The organism is Methanogenium cariaci JCM 10550 (genome assembly GCF_001315945.1).
In the GTDB taxonomy this organism is placed as follows: domain Archaea; phylum Halobacteriota; class Methanomicrobia; order Methanomicrobiales; family Methanomicrobiaceae; genus Methanogenium; species Methanogenium cariaci.
The window spans coordinates 219,806-235,384 of sequence record NZ_BBBG01000001.1; the positions used below are offsets into that span (position 1 = coordinate 219,806).

The window sequence follows — 15,579 nt, forward strand, 5'->3', positions numbered from 1 at the left end:
CCGGTTCAGCCCTGCGTGCATGGGGGCATATTCGGGTCGGTTGCCTTTCTGCCGACCTATCTCAGCATGGTACGCGGGTTTGACCTTGCAACGGCAAACATCATCGTATCCGTCTTGCTCGTCGCGGGGGTGGTGGGACAGATTATCATCGGCACCCTCTCTGACACCTATGGGAGAAAGGAGCTGGTGCTGCTCTTCACCCTGCTTGCGATCCCGTTCTTTGTCGCCGCCTTCACCCTGTCGGGCATGCTTTCCCTCATCTGTCTGATCCTGTTTGGCTTCTGCCTCTGGTCGACCTTCTCCACCACCGTTGCCATGTCGCATGAGATGATGCCGGGCAGTCCGGGTCTGGTTTCCGGTCTGATGCTGGGTCTTGCGGTGGGTGCGGGAGGTCTGGGTGTCGCCGTGAGTGGATATATCGCTGATGTGGCCGGACTGACGACCGCGATGCTTCTGATTACGGTGCCCGTGGCGTTATCGCTGGTCTTCTTTGCATTCGTCCCCCCCTACCCGTGGCATACCCGGAACAGGGAAACTGTTTAATGGTATCTCACCTATTTTCGTCAGATGGTCACCCGGCTGCGACGCTACAGCCAGATTGCCGATATACTCATCAAATATGGTTTTGGCATCGCTCTTGAACAGGTGGACCCGGGGGAGCGCCCGGCGCCGGTTCTTTCGGAAGAAAGCCCCCGGTAAACGACCTATCTGATTACGAACGTATCCGTCTCGCACTTGAAGAGCTTGGACCGACCTTCGTCAAATTCGGCCAGATTGTCAGTACCCGCCGGGAGATGTTCCCGGAAGAACTGATTGCTGAACTCCAGAAACTGACCGATAAGGTGCCTTCCCTGCCGTATGAAGAGGTGCATCCCACGATTCTGGAAGCATGCGGACCTGTTGGCGAGGCGTTTGAGTGTCTGGAAGAGACACCCATCGCTGCAGCCTCGCTCTCACAGGTACACCGGGGGGATGCTCAAAGACGGCACTCTCGTGGCGGTCAAGGTTCAGCGCCCGCATATTGAAGAGGTTATCGAAGTGGACCTCGCCATTCTGCAGTCGTTTGCAGAACGGATAGAGACCCGCTACCCGGAGATGAAGATATACAATCCCACCGGCATCGTGCGGGAGTTTGCCATCCAGATTCGTCGAGAACTGGATTTTCGCAATGACGGGAAGAATGCGGACCACCTCCGTCCGATTGTCGCCGAGGTGCCCCCCCATGTCCGTGTCCCGGATATTTACTGGCAGTATTCCGGAAAACGGGTGCTTGTGATGGAGTATATCGCGGGTGTACGGGTTGATGACGTTGCGTCGATTCGTCTCATCGGCGCAAATCCCCGTGATGTAGCCAACCGGGGGGGCACGAAATGTTATATTAAACAGATCCTGAAATACGGGTTCTTTCACGCTGATCCGCACGGGGGGGGCAACCTGCTCGTCGATATGGAAGGAGACCTGGTGTTTCTGGACTTTGGGTCGGTGGCAATGATACGGCCGGAACGAAAGGAGGCCATCATCACGCTGCTTCTGGGCATCCTTGAGGATGATGTGGATGAGATTGTGAATTCGTTCATTCAGCTGGGGGTGAATATCGATGACCGATACCTTGATGCGTTCAAGGATGATCTCTATGGTATTCTTGCAGAATATTCCGGCTCCAGTATTGAACATTTTGATCTCCCCCCCGGTCTGATGAACCAGATCCCCCCCGGTCTGCTCAACCGCTACCAGCTGCAGGTGCCGATGAACCTGATGCAGGTCATCAAGGTCATCGCGATGGTGCTCGATACCGGCAAACATCTGGACCCGGATTTTCATTTTTCAACCGAAGTGGGACCCTATATCAAGGAGATGGAGATCGAGCACCTGTTGTCACGGGACACCATTCGCTATGTGGCAAAAGAGGCGATGGATCTCGTGGACGATGTGCTCTCGGTGCCAAAATCACTCAACCGGGCACTGACCAAGGCAACGGACGGCAGCATCAATATCGATGTGGCAGCCGTGGATGTCCTGCACCTGTCCCGGTCGATTGACCGTGCCTCCAATAAGATGCTGGTCGGATTTATCGTAGGGGCGATTGTCATCGGGTCGTCGATGATGCTCTTTCTTTCCCCCCCGGAAGAGACGTCTGTGCCCTACCATCTCGCACTCTTTGGCTATCTGTCCGCGTTTGTGATCGGGGTGTATTCTGTCTATCGTGTATGGAAGATACCCGGCTACGAGTGAATTTAAATATGTGTCATGATATAAGGGACGTTTCAGTGCATTCCCCCCCTGGAGAGGGGAATGTGTAGTCCGGGGGGGAACACGATGCGAAAAACTGAACTTCAGGAGAATGCGGATGGGCCGGATGACTGGCTCCCGCCGGATACATCCACAAAGGGTCTGTGGGAACGGACATCGGATGTTATCGCAGAGCCTGCCTTATTTTTTAATGCTGATGGTACGGTATTCTGGGCAAATCCTGCCTCACTCTCTTTTTTTGGGGGGGTGGATGCTGACGATCTGCTGGGTCGGCACTGCTATGAGATGGTTCGCAGGTTTGGACTGAATTTCTCTGACTGCCCGTATGAAAGAATACTGAAGAACAAAAGTCAGGAGTCGGTGATGATGGAGTATGATAATACCTGGCACATCAACCGGCTGACCCCCCCGGTGCTGGGGCAGATGGGGAATTCCAGGGGATGATCTCACACATACGGGATGGCGGTGATCATGTCCGTCTCCAGGAAAAAACCGAACAGCTGAATCACCTGGTGGCAGCCACCGATAATGCGGTGGTGGTGACCGGGCCTGACCACACCATTGTCCGCTGGAATAAAGGGGCCGAACGGATCTTTGGATACCCGACCAAAGATCTCTCGGGGGTAGGGATTCATGAACTGGTCCCCCCCCTCGCATCCCGGGAGATATTCGGGGAATATGTGGACCGTGTGGCAGCGGGGGGGGAGTCTATGGTGCAGTTTACTGTGCAGGGCCTCAAAAAGAGCGGTGAGGTAATGGATCTGGTTGTCTCCCTGGCTCCGCTCCATGACCCGGCGGGGGGGACTGTCTCAGGCATGATCGCACATTCCTGTGATGTTACCTGGGAACACGATGTTGACATGCGGCTTGTTCAGCACCTGGCGGATACGGTGGTAAAGATTACGGTGCCGCTCTCCCAGATGCGCAGCAATCTGGAGGAGACGGTCTCGGCCATGCAGGACGGTTCTCTCCCCCCACCGAGGAGCTGATGATCTTCTTCTCTCTTCAGATGAAAGCGCTCAGTTACATTGAAGAGAATATCGCAGAGCTGAACCAGGTCGCGATTGACGGCATTGATGCGGTTCCGGATGCATTCCGGAAATATCTGTCCCGGTGACGGCACCGGGCACGGGTGCGGGGGGGCCGGTATGGCCCGATCTTTTGCCCGGCACCTGCCGCATGAAGAAGGGATGGGTGTCTGTGCACCCTTCGGTCTTATCCGTTCCGTACCGCGTCTGCGATCCAGGCGCCTGCTTCACGGGTGCCAAGGGAACCGCCGAGGTCCACCGTGGTCTGTTTTGCTGCGATGCTCTGCTCAATGGCTGCAAGCACGCCTGCGGCCGCTTCCGGTTCGCCGAGATCATCGAGGAGCAGGGAGCCTGCCCAGATGGTCGCAATGGGGGGGTTTGCCCGGTTCATGCCCTTGTATTTTGGCGCCGAACCGTGGATGGGTTCAAAGAGTGAGGTGCCCTTTGGGTTGATGTTGCCGCCGGGGGGGGCGAGGCCCAGACCGCCCTGTATCATCGCACCCAGGTCGGTGATGATGTCACCGAACATGTTGGGGGGGGCGACGACCACGTCAAACCATTCGGGGGGGTTTTTCACAAACCACATGGTGATGGCGTCAACAAAGGTGAACTCGGTTGTGACTTCCGGATAGCGTGCGGCCGTCTCGGTAAAGACGTCCCGCCAGAGGCCGTAGACGTCAGAGAGCACATTGGCCTTGTCCACACTCGCAACTTTATGGTTCCGCTTCATCGCCGCATCAAAGGCATACTCCATGACCCGTGCCGATCCTTCGCGTGATATGACACCAATCTGGTAGGCGATCTCCTCGCTGTCGGACTCGACGTCCAGACCGAATTTGATGGAGTAGATGTCACGTATCACTTCAAGGTCACGGTGTTCTTTTCCTTTGAACCGCGAGCCGATGCCGACGTAGAAGTCCTCGGTATTCTCACGGACGACGAGGAAGTTGATGTCGTCAGGCCCTTTCCCGGCCAGGGGGGGTGTCCGGGTGCCCGCGAGCATGCGCACCGGCCGGAGATTGATGTACTGGTCGAAATGGAACCGGAGACCGAGGAGGATACCCTTTTCGAGGATCCCCGGTCTGACGCGGTCGTCGCCGATGGATCCGAAGTAGATGGATTTGAAGGCGTCGAGTGCCTTCAGATCCTCTTCGGTGAGAAGCTCACCGGTCTCAAGATACCGGTCTGCCCCCCCGATATCAAAGTCGGTCCAGTCAATGTCAAATCCATATTTTTCTCCTGCTGCATCGAGGACCACCTTTCCGGCGTCCACGATCTCCGGGCCGATGCCGTCCCCGCCGATGGCGGCTACTTTGTACATGTTTCTATCTCCGTGAGGATCTTTGCGTATTCAACCAGTCCGCCCGCATCGATGATTTTGCGCATAAACACCGGCACGGGTTCGACTGCGAGGGTGCGTTCTCCTGCGGTCAGGTATCCCTCGTCGAGGTGGAGGGTAATTTTTTCATCTTCGGTGATGCTGTCAGCCTTTGGGCATATCACCGGCAGGATACCGGTGCTGATGCAGTTGCGGTAGAAGATTCGTGCAAAGGATACGGCAACGACTACCTGCACCCCGGCGCCCCGGATGGCAATGGGGGGGCGTGTTCGCGTGAGGAACCGCACCCGAAGTTTCTGCCCGCAACGATGATGTCCCCCCTCTGCTGCCTCTGTTGCGAATGCATCCCTCGTGCTTCGAAGGCATGGGCCGCCAGTTCCTTCGGGTCGTAGAGGGTGAGGTAGCGGCCCGGTATGATGGCATCGGTGTCGATGTCATCGCCGAATTTCCAGGTCGCCATATTATGCCACCTCCCGCGGGTCGGTTATTTCGCCTGTTATCGCACTGGCAGCGGCAGTGGCCGGTGAACAGAGGTAGACCTCTGCCTCGGTGCTCCCCTGCCTGCCGCGGAAGTTGCGGTTGGAGGTGGAGAGCGAGACCTCGCCCGGTGCGAGAATGCCGAACGCCCCCCCGCCCATGCACGGGCCGCAGCAGGGTGCCTCGACCATTCCCCCCCCTGCCTCGACAAAGGTCTCGATGAGGCCTGCCCGGAGGGCCTTCAGGTATTCGGTCTTTGAGGCGGGCACGATGATCACCCGGATGTCCGGTGAGAATTTCCGGTCGCCTAGGACCTCTGCCGCTTCTGCCAGGTCTTCATACCGGCCGTTGGTGCAGGACCCGATAAAGACCTGATCCAGCGGTGTGCCCTCATATTTTGTCACATCCGCCACATTGTCCACGTTGTGGGGGGGGCCGCAATCTGCGGGACGAGGTCGGCTGCGTCGTAGTCCCGTTCCACTACATACGTGGCGTCCTCATCCGGGGGGGCGAGGTCAAACCAGCCGCCGTCCATGCGTCCGCCGCAGTAGGCGCGGGTCACCTCGTCCGGTGCAACGATGCCCGCCTTGCCGCCCATCTCAATGGCCATATTACAGCAGGTCATCCGGCCGGGGGGGACAGACATGTCTGAGATGGTGTCGCCGGTGAACTCCACTGCCCGGTAGGTGGCGCCGTCCACCGTGAGGTCGCCTATCATCGAAAGAATGAGGTCTTTCGGGCCGACACGGTGTGAGAACCTGCCGGTTGTGGTGAGTTTCAGACTCTCCGGAACCCGGAAGTGGAGGGCGCCGTACTTCATCGCGAAGCCCATGTCGGTTGAGCCGATGCCGGTGGCAAAGGCTCCGATGGCCCCCCCGTAGGTGCAGGTGTGCGAGTCACCGCCGACGACGATGTCGCCCGGACGCACCCGTCCCTTCTCGACTGCCACCTGATGGCAGACACCCTCGTGAATGTCGTAGTTGAGAATTCCCTGTTCGGCAGCAAATGCCCGCATAAATTTCTGGTTCTCTGCTGCAGGAATAGAGTCGGCCGGGACCTGATGGTCAAAGAGCATAATAATCTTTGCCGGGTCAAAGACCGTCGTTCCGTCCATTTCACGGAACTTCTTGATTGCAAGCGGGCCCGTGATGTCATGGATCATCGCTGCATCGATGGGGGGGCTATCATGACATCACCTGCTGAGATCTTCGTTGCGCATCTGCGGGAGAAGATCTTCTCTGTGATTGTTGCTGCCATTGGCTGTTCCATTACTCTGTCTGGTATTTGATAGTAATCAATACTCTTGGCCACATTAAATATAGTTAAATATCTGGTGCACCTGTGCGGCGCATCTGGTGCATGGTACCCGCCGATAGGATATCTCCTTTGGTGAATCGGTCTCTGCCGGGGAACCACCGTCTGATTGATGGGGGGGATGGGAATCCCATATCTGCATGCAACTGAATGATGCACAGCAATGCGGGTCGGTATATACGCCCCCCCGTACCTGTGGGGGGGACAGATATGCAACAGAACTGTTCATAACGGGGGGGGCCTGAATATGATACAAAGGAGAGCGGATCTGACGGCGAGGGGGGGACATGCCGTCTGTCTTGGTATACTGGCATGCGCGATGGTATGGGGGGGTGTGATGGCTGCGGGGGGGTGTTCCTCGCTTCCCGGTAATACCGCACTGCCATCGCTTGAAGAGGACATAGTGATCACCACCGGGGGGGACGGGAAGGTCGGGCAGAATTTTGCTTCCTATCCGGTCATGGTTGAAAACAAGGGGGGGATTTTGTCAGTAGCTGATATCCGTCTGCAGGCAGAATTACTGGATGTGACCGGCGGAGGCGAAACGCTCCTTGCCTCACAGGAGATTGATGCCGGTTCCTATGAACCGGGAGAAGTCCGGACAATGGATGTGGTGTTTCGGCTCATCAAGCTTACGGGGGGGAAGGATGTTCATATCAGGGTGACCCGGATGGAGTGACCGGTGGTCACTATTCTCACCCAATTTCGGGAAACACTAAAATCGTTGCAGAAGAAATAGATTCAGGCACAAGGCAGAAACTTGCTGTTTCTGTATATGCACCCCCGTGGTGTAGCGGTCAATCATACCAGCCTTTGGAGCTGGTTACGGCGGTTCGAATCCGCCCGGGGGGGTATACTCATTTTTCCGTTTGCATGGTATCAGCAATCCGTTTCGTTTCAGATTCATCGTTTTTAGTATGTCTCCCCCCCTCACTGTCGCACAGCTCGATCCGTTCTCCGTTATCAGACCTGAGTATTTATGTGATGAACTCCATCTGACTGCTATCAGTATGGGGGAACGCAGGTATGAAACGGAAAATAATCAGTATCGATGAAGACAAATGCACGGGGTGCGGTGCGTGCATCCCGGACTGTCCGGAGGGGGGGCCATTCAGCTCATCGAAGGTAAGGCACGGCTCGTAAGCGATCTCTTCTGCGATGGTCTCGGGGCCTGCATCGGCACCTGCCCGGAGGGGGCCATCACGGTCATTGAACGGGAGGCGGAGGCCTACGATGAGAAGGCGGTGATGGCGACCATTGTGCGGCAGGGAGAAGCAGTCATCCGGGCCCATCTCGAACATCTTGCGGGTCACGGGCAAAGAGAACTCTACAATCAGGCAATCGAGTACCTGATAGAACATGAGTCCTCCATCCCGTATCATGATGTCACGGTTTCTTCTCCGGAATCTGCGAAAAGTGACAACCATCTGTTTGCTGCGTGTCCGGGGGGGACGGCAGCGCAGAGTATTAAACGGGATACGCATGGGCACCGTGTCCCGTCTGCGAATATGGAGTCAGAGCTGCGGCAGTGGCCGGTTCAACTCACCCTTCTGAACCCTTCCGCTCCGTATTTTGACAATGCGGATCTGTTGATCGCTGCTGACTGTGTGCCCTTTGCCTTCGCCGGTTTTCACACGGAGTTTTTGCGGGACAGGATCGTGATCATCTTCTGCCCGAAACTGGATGCTGATCTTGACGGCTATGTCGCGAAACTCTCAGAGATCTTCTCCCTCCACACGATCCAATCGATCACCGTCGCCCGTATGGAGGTGCCGTGCTGCGGCGGTGTGCGGCATGTCGTCGACCGGGCACTGGAACAGTCGGGGAAGACGATCCCGGTTACGGAGAAGACAGTTACCATACAGGGCGGGCTGAAGTAGCCTTTTTCCCTCACCGGTACTTTCTGATGATGGGCGGTGCCGGAGGAGGTGGTCCTGTTTTCTTCCGGCCACTGAAAAACCCGTTTCCAGATACCCTGTTCTTCATTCCGCAGGGTTCCGGATTTAAAACTCCCCACTCCGGTATCGGGTATTAGTCGTCAGGGCCCGGAGGCGGCGGGGGGGTAATGCCCCTCTTTTTCATCTCTGCTTCCAGTTCTTCATCTGACAGATCATCGAGTTTCTTTCCGGTAGTCTGCTCAATCTCTGCTTTGTGTTTTGAGCTGAGCATGGCAGACATCGCCATCCAGCGCCTTCGGGTCCGGCGTCTCGCTCCACCCCGGCCCAGCGGTCCAAGTCCCATAAATATCATTCCTCCTGTATCTTCTCCGGATTACCCGGCAGTTTGTATTTTCTTTTCACTCCTCGAGTTTTGCCGCCTCAACCGCTGCTGCAAGTTCTGCACCAACCATCATCAGCGATTCCGGGGGTAACGATGCCCTGCCCGATGGGTATCGCACCGGCATCAATGAGTGCTTCTTTTAATTTAATTGCCCAGAGGTGTTCAAAGAGCATAATTGCAGCAGCGCTGTTATTGGGGATGGCATCGGCGAGTTCGATGAACTCTTTATAGGTGAGGCCAAAGTCGCGTTCGGCAACGGCAAGAGCACCTGCCTCGATACCTGCTTCCATGCCTTTCTCTCCAGCCGCACCGAGGCCGATGAGACCCCCCCCGACGACAGCGCCGAATCGTATTCGTTCTTCTTCGGAGAGATCGGTTGCTTCCAGTGCTGCAATATCCCCCCCGTTCTCATCCTTCCAGACAAACTGTACATCAATCAGTCTGATCAGTCCTTTTTCTCTGACTGCCTGAAGCTCTTTGAGTATCTGTCCATGAAAATCGGGGGTTTTCAAACCCGACTGCCAACAGGTGTATTGGGCCATATGTCATTTTTCTCCTCCTGTGTGATGGGAATAATCGATATTCCCGCGAGGAAGGTGGCACTTGTGGTATTTATGCTAGTGCCCGGCTAAGATACCTGATCTTTCCCGGCGATCGGGTGTTCCGGTCTGTTTTTTATTGTCATTTTTTTCTGGTGGCGAATCATCTGATGTCATTCATGGGATGTCTCTTTCGAAGGCTCCGGGGTTTTTGTAACGATGGCTCCTGCCACTATCTATATCTTCTGCGGCGCAGATCACAGACTATCCACATGATGGGGGGGAAAGGAGAGAGCAGAGAGGTGGACAAACCGGACCCGGAAGATATCCCGATCACCGCGATCATGCAGGAGGACTTTGTCCGTGTGCATCCGGAGACGCCGGTTGCTGATATCTATCGTTCGTTTACCCGGAAGGGTGTTTCGATATCATCGTCTGTGATGAGGCATGCCGGTTTCTGGGTATCATCACCCGCATGGACCTTCTCTCTGCAATCACACCGGGTATGGGTGTCAGGAGCAGGCGTAAACTGGGGTGTCTGGAATGCCTGCACAAGAGTGCAGCACGCCATGCCGGGGGGGAACTGATGACCCGCAGCCATGTGACTGTCCCTGATACCGCTACCATTGCAGAGACCTGCTTGCCATGGAGAAGAACCGGCATCCGGATTTGATTGTGATTGATGGCGATGGTGTTGCCGTGGGTCTGGTGGAGATGTGCGATATTATTGCGTTTCTCGTCCGGGAAGGGAGATCTGATCCGGACTCTTCACAGGAATCCCATCCCATACACCCGAAAATAACAGGAAGAACAGGTGTGCGAATGTGAAAACCCCGTTTGGATGAGTGATTGGAAATGGGTTTTATTTCCTCACCACCTATCCCCCCCGGCGTCCATTCTCTTTGGTCCCTTGTGCCAAGGGATTGGGGGCTAAAACGGATGTATTTTCTGATCGATTTTTCTGCCGGAAAAAATACGTCTGTAATGCTTCTTATTTGCTAAAATTACGGATTATTGCAGACTATTGTGGAGTCGTCACTGGCGGATATTTTGAGAGGATGTATGGGTTGTCTGTGGTTGGGTACGGCCCACTCCGTGCCTCTGTGTGGACTCGTTTTTCCCGGGCAAATATGAGGTAAAATCACTGTTGTGTCGGAAAAATGCGTTTAAATTAACGATATGCCATCTTCTTCATTTTCCGTGATCTCTGTTTTTTCAGAGGATTACTTCTGGGCTGTTTTTTTGCATGTTTTTCTTTTCAGGGTGATTCCCGATCCCTGATCTGTGCCCATACAAATCCCCCCCGCTTCATCAACAGAGGGGGGGTGATGATGATTGTGGCAATCACCATCACCGTCACCGCGGAGAAGAGGGCACTTCCGATGATTCCCCCCCCACGAGGGCCACCTTGGCGACGACGAGGGCGATCTCCCCCCCCGTGGTGTCATCCCCCCCAGACCGACGAGGAGTGCCTCTGCTTTTGAAAGAAAGTGGACAGAGCCGATATAGCCGCCGATGATCTTGCCTGCAACGGCGACCACAATGATGGGGATGATGTAGGGGAGAGAAATGTCTCCCCCCCGGTGAAACTGAAGAGGAGGCCGATGGATGCAAAGAAGAGCGTGACAAAAAATCCGAACCCGAAGTCCATCAGGCTGTCGAAGAGCATGCGGTCGTGCCTGATCCTGTCTCCGAGGATGAGGCCTGCGATGAACGCACCGATGGAATAGTGGAGTCCTGCCATGTGAGAGAGCCAGGCACTGGCAAGGGCGAGGATGAGGGCCACCGAGTAGACCATCTCGTGTGTCTCGGTTTTTCGTGCCCGGTCGAATATAACACGCAGCACTGGGGGGGTGCGATGAGGACGAAGAGCACCAGAAACCCGATGGCGATGAGGATTCCTGCAGACAGGGAATCCCCTGCAAGGGTGGTGCCCTGCATTGCAACCGCAGAGAGAATGCCTAAAAGAAAGATGCCGATGATGTCGTCCAGAACAGCGGCGCTCACGATGGCGGTTCCGATGACCGTGTTTAACTGTTTGTAATCGACAAGCATCCGGACCGAGACACCGATGGAGGTGATGGAGAGGGCAATGGCAAGAAAGAGTGCCTCAGCCTGTGAGAAATTCAAAAGATATCCCAACAGTATCCCGCTCCCGAAAGGGACGAGAACGCCCGCAACGGCTGTGGTGACCGCGACATTTCGCCGCTCCAGAAACGACTTCAGGTTCATCTCCGCACCACTGACAAAGAGGAGGACAATGATACCGATATCGGCAAAGACCTCAAGCGTCTCATTCGTCGTCACCCATCCCAGAAGTGAGGGCCCGAGGAGAATCCCTGCAGCAATCTCGCCGATGAGTGCGGGGTAGCCCAAACGCTCCACCAGCTCACCAAAGAGCTTGGCACCGATAAGGAGGAGAAGAATCTGCAGGATGACGTCCATTCAGGAGACTATCCAACCTATGGGATAAAAAAATGCTTGGGCACGGAGTATGCAAAATTGTACGGGTGTCGTGTTAGGGAAATGTTTCCTCACCCCAGCCCCACATCCAGGATCATCATCACCACAAACCCGATCATCGCCCCGGCGGTTGCCGCATCGGCATTGCCGTTGTGCTGGGATTCAGGAATCACTTCTTCGATGACCACAAAGATCATCGCTCCGGCGGCAAAGGCAAGGGCATAGGGCAGGATGGGTGTGGCAATGATGACCGCCGCTGCTCCGATGACGGCTGCCACCGGTTCGACCAGACCGGAGAGCTGCCCGTACCAGAAACTCCGGCGGGCCGAAAACCCCTCCCGGCGCAGTGGCATCGAGATGGCCATCTTCCGGGAAGTTCTGGATGCCAATGCCGATCGCAAGAGCGACGGCGGCGGCCATGGCTTCTGTCGATCCCACGGCAAGAGCGCCGAATGCCACGCCCACGGCGAGTCCCTCGGGGATGTTGTGCATCGTTATCGCAATGAGGAGGAGTGTGCTCCGGGGCCATGATGTTGGAATACCCTCCGCCTCTTTTCTGGAATATCCTATATGGAGGTGTGGGAGGACCCGGTCGATGGAACCGAGTGCGATGCCTCCCAGAATGAACCCGACAGCGGCGGGGAACCATGCGGGAATGATCCGTCCCGCTGAGAGTTCTATTGCCGGCAGCAGAAGCGACCAGAAACTGGCGGCGATCATCACGCCTGCAGCAAACCCGAGCATCACATCGAGAAACTTCTGGTTCACCTCCCGTGTCAGAAATACGGTTGCAGCTCCGAACGCCGTCATTCCCCAGGTAAAGATTCCTGCGAGGAGTGCCTGTGTCACCGGTGTCAGCGTCAGAAAATAGTCCCACATCATGGAACACCTGGTGCATTTGGTTTCTGATTTTTGAAGAGAATTTCGATCACAAATGGAATATCTAAAGGAGAAACAGGAATTGCGTACATTCGGATCGTTTCAGAGTTTAGGTCGTGGTTCATAAAAATGGGATGATTGTGCCAAGTCTTTTTTTACCGCAGGAACTTGGAGACGAACGGTGACGTCTCTCCCCGCCTGAGGAAATGTCCGGAAGGTCCATGGCCGAGGAACTCCGAGAACCATGATTCGTGCTCGATCTCCTCGTGGAGAATAGAGAGTGCAAGGTCATAGGTCCGGTGGTCCTTTCCTGCTGTCAGGTTGCAGATATGAGTATACTGTCGGACTGCACACTGCTCCGCCTGGAGGAGAACCTCTATCATTGCGGTGACGTCGGTCGGATCCTCGGGGAGGGATGCCGGCGGACAGCCGGAGATGTTATGGAACACCATCATGTCTGCCGGAAGCTCCCCCCCTCCCAGTTCATATATCCGGGGGGGAATCAGTGCCTCGAAATGATTCCGGTCCTCGATACGTGCGGTCTCGGCGATCTCCTTGACGCCCTCTCCTTCAAGACCAATAAGATTGACCCGGAGAATCGTGTAGTAGTAAAACGTCGTAAGCTCTGCTGCCGCATTTCGTACCAGCAGATCGACAAGGTGATCGACATCGACACCGGCATCCTCCACCATTTTTCGTGTAACTGTTGCCATTACTGTTTCACCCCCATGAAACGATGGATAATATCCCTCCGGATTGAAAATGGTATGGGATCCTCAGGGAGAGTCTTCGGTAAAATACCGCCATCTTCCGGCCGGCACTACCAGTTCAAAGTGTGCCCCCCTCTCCCGGTGTTCCTGTTTCCCGGATGGTGATCCCGGTCAGGTCAAGAATGTCCCGGACCAGATAGAGACCGTGTCCGGACCTCCGGTTGTAGGTTGGTTGCAGTATCGCCTCCTTCTTTTCGTCGGGCACGCCTGTTCCGTCATCCTCGATTGCGATGCAGAGCTCACCTCCCGGTTTCTCACGGGTTATGACCGTGATCTTCGTCAGACCTTTGGCATGGACGAGGGCGTTTCGGATGATATTGGAGATGGCAAGTGTCAGCAGCTGGTCGGCATAGATTTCCACCGGGGGGGAGATATCCATTTCTGTTTGGATCTCTACTGGCACATTCATCTGGCTGAGACTGTCCTCGGTGACCTGCCTGACTCCCTGCCATTTCGGGGGTGATGTCCCGAGTTCCTGATATTCCGCGGTGAATTCTACCTCCCGTTCAATGCGTGTGATCGCCTCTTCCACATGGGTGAGAGTGGGGGGATACCCTTGCGGGACACTCGGCTTCATGGAGTTCAAGGTAGCCTTTCGCGGTCGTGATGTCGTTCAGGATGTCATGCCGGGTGATCCGTGAGAGGAGGCTGAGTTTGTGGTTGGCGAGCCTGAGTGCATCCTCTGCCCGTCGGCGCACCGTGATATCCTCGACAATTCCCATAATACCGGTCACGTCACCATCGGTATCAAGCGGTGCCATTCGGCATCTCAGGCAGGAATCGGTTCCCCCCCATTTGCTTACATGCCGATGTTCGCTTTCTACGGTCCGTTTCTCCCGGATTGCTGTTTGGATATCATGGCTGATCCCGGATTCACAAAGACGGGGGAAGGTGAGCAGATTGATCTGTGCTGTTGCCTCTTTGGAAGGTGACCCAAGGATCTCAAGGATCTGATGGTTGACATAGCTGATCCGTCCGGAGGTATCCGCCTGAATAATACCGATGGGGGCATTTTCGACCAGAGTACGGAATCGTGCCTCATTTTCCCGAAGTACTTCTTCCATCTGCCTTCGATCAGTAGTATTCCTGATCACTGCGACGATACTTTCATCCCCATCCCGGAGATTCAGCGTTGCTTCAAACCAGTGCTGTTCACCCTCAAACTCAAGGAAATATTCGCCCAGTTGGGTTTTTCCGGTCTTTCGCAGGATATCTGCTGCGACGCGGTAGTGCTCATAAATAGGGAGGGCCAGAACATCCCCCCCGATGTGTTTGCCCAGAAAATTCTCAGGCAGGGCGTAGATTTTTCCTTTATTGTGGTGTACGCCGGTAAACCGGTCTTCCCCCCCATCGATGATGAGGATAGTCTCGCTCATGGAATTCAGGAGGGTACGGTAGTTCTCCTCCTTTTCCCTGAGCGCCTCCTCCATATTTTTCCGTTCGCTGATGTCGATGACCGATATCAGCCCCCGCCAGTCTGCCCTGATATTCTGTTGTACTCCCCCCCATGAGGTGAACCCAGACTCTCTCTCCGGTTTTTGTGAGAATTTTGAATTCATAAGTCTTGGGGGGGCATCCCTTCCCGATTCTCTTAGCCGTCCCCATTCTTTCACAACGTCCCGGAACTCCGGTGCAACGAATCCCCAGAATTTCATTGCGCAGATCTCTTCTGCTGAATAGCCGCACATCCTCTCCGCTGCCGGGTTTGCATAAATCCACTGGTCGTCCTGGTAGAGGAGAATGGCCGTCGAGGTGGAATTTGCCAGATTCCTGAATTTTGCCTCGCTTTCCTCAAGGCGCTGATTCTGTTCCTCTAAGGTTGTGTTGGCCCTTCTCTTCTCCACCGCATGGATAATCTTGGACTTCAATTCGGCAAACTGGGACATTGGGTCGCCTCCCTTCTGGAGGTAGAAATCGGCCCCCCCACGGTTGAGCGCCTCAATGACGACCTCTTCCCGGCCTTTGCCGGTGAAGATAATAAATGGTATTGAAATTCCCTGCTTTCTGATCGAAGAGAGCAGTGCAAGGCCGTTCATCCCCCCCGGCATCTGGTAATCCGAGACAATGGCATCAAAAGAGTTGGATGCAAGTAATTCCAAAGCTTGGTCTCCAGATTGTGCGGTTTCGATAAAGAAGTCTTCCTCGCGTTGCAGGTATATCGTTGCGATATCAAGCAGGACCGGTTCGTCATCTACCAGAAGAATCCGGATGGCCATATGTGGACATTGGAGACTGTAGAT

19 protein-coding genes, 1 tRNA gene and 3 pseudogenes are annotated in these 15,579 nt (G+C 55.2%); 12 read left to right on the forward strand and 11 right to left on the reverse strand.

Annotation, left to right across the window (positions count from 1 at the left end; all coding sequences use genetic code 11):
- Positions 1 to 15 precede the first annotated feature (15 nt).
- The 7 genes from JCM10550_RS17890 (at position 16) to JCM10550_RS24110 (ending at position 3,367) form a co-directional block, all read left to right on the forward strand.
- On the forward strand, positions 16 to 543 hold the full coding sequence (locus JCM10550_RS17890; RefSeq protein ID WP_245618581.1) for an MFS transporter: 528 nt from the start codon (positions 16 to 18) through the stop codon (positions 541 to 543).
- 24 nt (positions 544 to 567) lie between these two features.
- Positions 568 to 699 (forward strand): hypothetical protein, encoded by a 132-nt coding sequence (locus tag JCM10550_RS24100; RefSeq protein WP_281175206.1) that lies wholly within the window; start codon positions 568 to 570, stop codon positions 697 to 699.
- Between the two features lie 95 nt (positions 700 to 794).
- Positions 795 to 1,025 carry an AarF/UbiB family protein gene (locus tag JCM10550_RS24105; protein ID WP_083475212.1) on the forward strand — a complete coding sequence of 77 codons (231 nt, stop codon included), beginning with the start codon at positions 795 to 797 and terminating at the stop codon, positions 1,023 to 1,025.
- A complete protein-coding gene (locus tag JCM10550_RS01385; RefSeq protein ID WP_062396447.1) occupies positions 973 to 2,232 on the forward strand; it encodes an AarF/ABC1/UbiB kinase family protein in 1,260 nt (419 codons plus the stop codon). The genes JCM10550_RS24105 and JCM10550_RS01385 overlap by 53 nt, the downstream gene beginning before the upstream one ends.
- An 84-nt stretch (positions 2,233 to 2,316) precedes the next feature.
- Positions 2,317 to 2,694: a PAS domain-containing protein gene (locus JCM10550_RS01390; protein WP_062396449.1), complete on the forward strand. Its 378-nt coding sequence runs from the start codon at positions 2,317 to 2,319 to the stop codon at positions 2,692 to 2,694.
- Positions 2,691 to 3,239: a PAS domain-containing protein gene (locus JCM10550_RS01395; protein WP_062396450.1), complete on the forward strand. Its 549-nt coding sequence runs from the start codon at positions 2,691 to 2,693 to the stop codon at positions 3,237 to 3,239. Before JCM10550_RS01390 ends, JCM10550_RS01395 begins: the two co-directional genes overlap by 4 nt.
- Complete coding sequence (locus tag JCM10550_RS24110) at positions 3,239 to 3,367, forward strand: hypothetical protein (RefSeq protein ID WP_281175207.1); 129 nt, start codon at positions 3,239 to 3,241, stop codon at positions 3,365 to 3,367. The genes JCM10550_RS01395 and JCM10550_RS24110 overlap by 1 nt, the downstream gene beginning before the upstream one ends.
- A gap of 98 nt (positions 3,368 to 3,465) precedes the next feature.
- Here JCM10550_RS24110 and JCM10550_RS01400 read toward each other — a convergent pair whose 3' ends face one another.
- The 3 genes and pseudogenes from JCM10550_RS01400 to JCM10550_RS01410 all read right to left on the reverse strand — a co-directional run bounded on the left by JCM10550_RS01400 (position 3,466) and on the right by JCM10550_RS01410 (position 6,282).
- On the reverse strand, positions 3,466 to 4,599 hold the full coding sequence (locus JCM10550_RS01400) for an isocitrate/isopropylmalate dehydrogenase family protein (RefSeq protein ID WP_062396452.1): 1,134 nt from the start codon (positions 4,597 to 4,599) through the stop codon (positions 3,466 to 3,468).
- A pseudogene (locus JCM10550_RS01405) lies at positions 4,587 to 5,077 on the reverse strand (3-isopropylmalate dehydratase). Before JCM10550_RS01405 ends, JCM10550_RS01400 begins: the two are co-directional and overlap by 13 nt.
- Before the next feature lies 1 nt (position 5,078).
- A pseudogene (locus tag JCM10550_RS01410) lies at positions 5,079 to 6,282 on the reverse strand (3-isopropylmalate dehydratase large subunit).
- 289 nt (positions 6,283 to 6,571) lie between these two features.
- Here JCM10550_RS01410 and JCM10550_RS01415 point away from each other — a divergent pair.
- The 3 genes and pseudogenes from JCM10550_RS01415 to JCM10550_RS01425 all read left to right on the forward strand — a co-directional run bounded on the left by JCM10550_RS01415 (position 6,572) and on the right by JCM10550_RS01425 (position 8,288).
- Positions 6,572 to 7,087, forward strand: coding sequence for a hypothetical protein (locus JCM10550_RS01415; protein ID WP_062396453.1), 516 nt, complete (start codon positions 6,572 to 6,574; stop codon positions 7,085 to 7,087).
- Between the two features lie 100 nt (positions 7,088 to 7,187).
- A tRNA-Gln gene (locus tag JCM10550_RS01420) sits at positions 7,188 to 7,262 on the forward strand.
- Positions 7,263 to 7,434: 172 nt separating this feature from the next.
- A pseudogene (locus JCM10550_RS01425) lies at positions 7,435 to 8,288 on the forward strand (4Fe-4S binding protein).
- 151 nt (positions 8,289 to 8,439) lie between these two features.
- On the opposite strand, the gene JCM10550_RS17895 reads toward JCM10550_RS01425, so the two are convergent.
- The gene (locus tag JCM10550_RS17895) at positions 8,440 to 8,649 is read right to left on the reverse strand and encodes a hypothetical protein (protein ID WP_157199821.1); all 210 of its coding nucleotides are present in this window, start codon (positions 8,647 to 8,649) and stop codon (positions 8,440 to 8,442) included.
- 77 nt (positions 8,650 to 8,726) lie between these two features.
- The gene (locus tag JCM10550_RS01430) at positions 8,727 to 9,200 is read right to left on the reverse strand and encodes a DUF1269 domain-containing protein (RefSeq protein ID WP_218185077.1); all 474 of its coding nucleotides are present in this window, start codon (positions 9,198 to 9,200) and stop codon (positions 8,727 to 8,729) included.
- Positions 9,201 to 9,499: 299 nt separating this feature from the next.
- Between JCM10550_RS01430 and JCM10550_RS01435 the strand changes: the two genes are divergently transcribed.
- The gene (locus JCM10550_RS01435) at positions 9,500 to 9,814 is read left to right on the forward strand and encodes a hypothetical protein (RefSeq protein WP_062396455.1); all 315 of its coding nucleotides are present in this window, start codon (positions 9,500 to 9,502) and stop codon (positions 9,812 to 9,814) included.
- Between the two features lie 88 nt (positions 9,815 to 9,902).
- Positions 9,903 to 10,055: a hypothetical protein gene (locus JCM10550_RS01440; RefSeq protein ID WP_157199822.1), complete on the forward strand. Its 153-nt coding sequence runs from the start codon at positions 9,903 to 9,905 to the stop codon at positions 10,053 to 10,055.
- A gap of 395 nt (positions 10,056 to 10,450) precedes the next feature.
- Here JCM10550_RS01440 and JCM10550_RS17900 read toward each other — a convergent pair whose 3' ends face one another.
- The 6 genes from JCM10550_RS17900 to JCM10550_RS01470 form a co-directional block, all read right to left on the reverse strand.
- On the reverse strand, positions 10,451 to 10,768 hold the full coding sequence (locus tag JCM10550_RS17900; RefSeq protein WP_157199823.1) for a hypothetical protein: 318 nt from the start codon (positions 10,766 to 10,768) through the stop codon (positions 10,451 to 10,453).
- A 109-nt stretch (positions 10,769 to 10,877) separates the two neighbouring features.
- A complete protein-coding gene (locus tag JCM10550_RS01450) occupies positions 10,878 to 11,672 on the reverse strand; it encodes a cation:proton antiporter (protein ID WP_062396459.1) in 795 nt (264 codons plus the stop codon).
- 180 nt (positions 11,673 to 11,852) lie between these two features.
- Positions 11,853 to 12,572 carry a ZIP family metal transporter gene (locus JCM10550_RS01455; RefSeq protein WP_281175208.1) on the reverse strand — a complete coding sequence of 240 codons (720 nt, stop codon included), beginning with the start codon at positions 12,570 to 12,572 and terminating at the stop codon, positions 11,853 to 11,855.
- Positions 12,573 to 12,724: 152 nt separating this feature from the next.
- Complete coding sequence (gene dps / locus JCM10550_RS01460; RefSeq protein WP_062396461.1) at positions 12,725 to 13,282, reverse strand: DNA protection during starvation protein; 558 nt, start codon at positions 13,280 to 13,282, stop codon at positions 12,725 to 12,727.
- Between the two features lie 115 nt (positions 13,283 to 13,397).
- Positions 13,398 to 13,871 (reverse strand): HAMP domain-containing sensor histidine kinase, encoded by a 474-nt coding sequence (locus JCM10550_RS01465; protein WP_062396462.1) that lies wholly within the window; start codon positions 13,869 to 13,871, stop codon positions 13,398 to 13,400.
- Entirely contained in the window at positions 13,846 to 15,555 is a 1,710-nt protein-coding gene (locus JCM10550_RS01470) for a PAS domain S-box protein (protein WP_062396464.1), read from the reverse strand. Before JCM10550_RS01470 ends, JCM10550_RS01465 begins: the two co-directional genes overlap by 26 nt.
- Between the last annotated feature and the right edge of the window lie 24 nt (positions 15,556 to 15,579).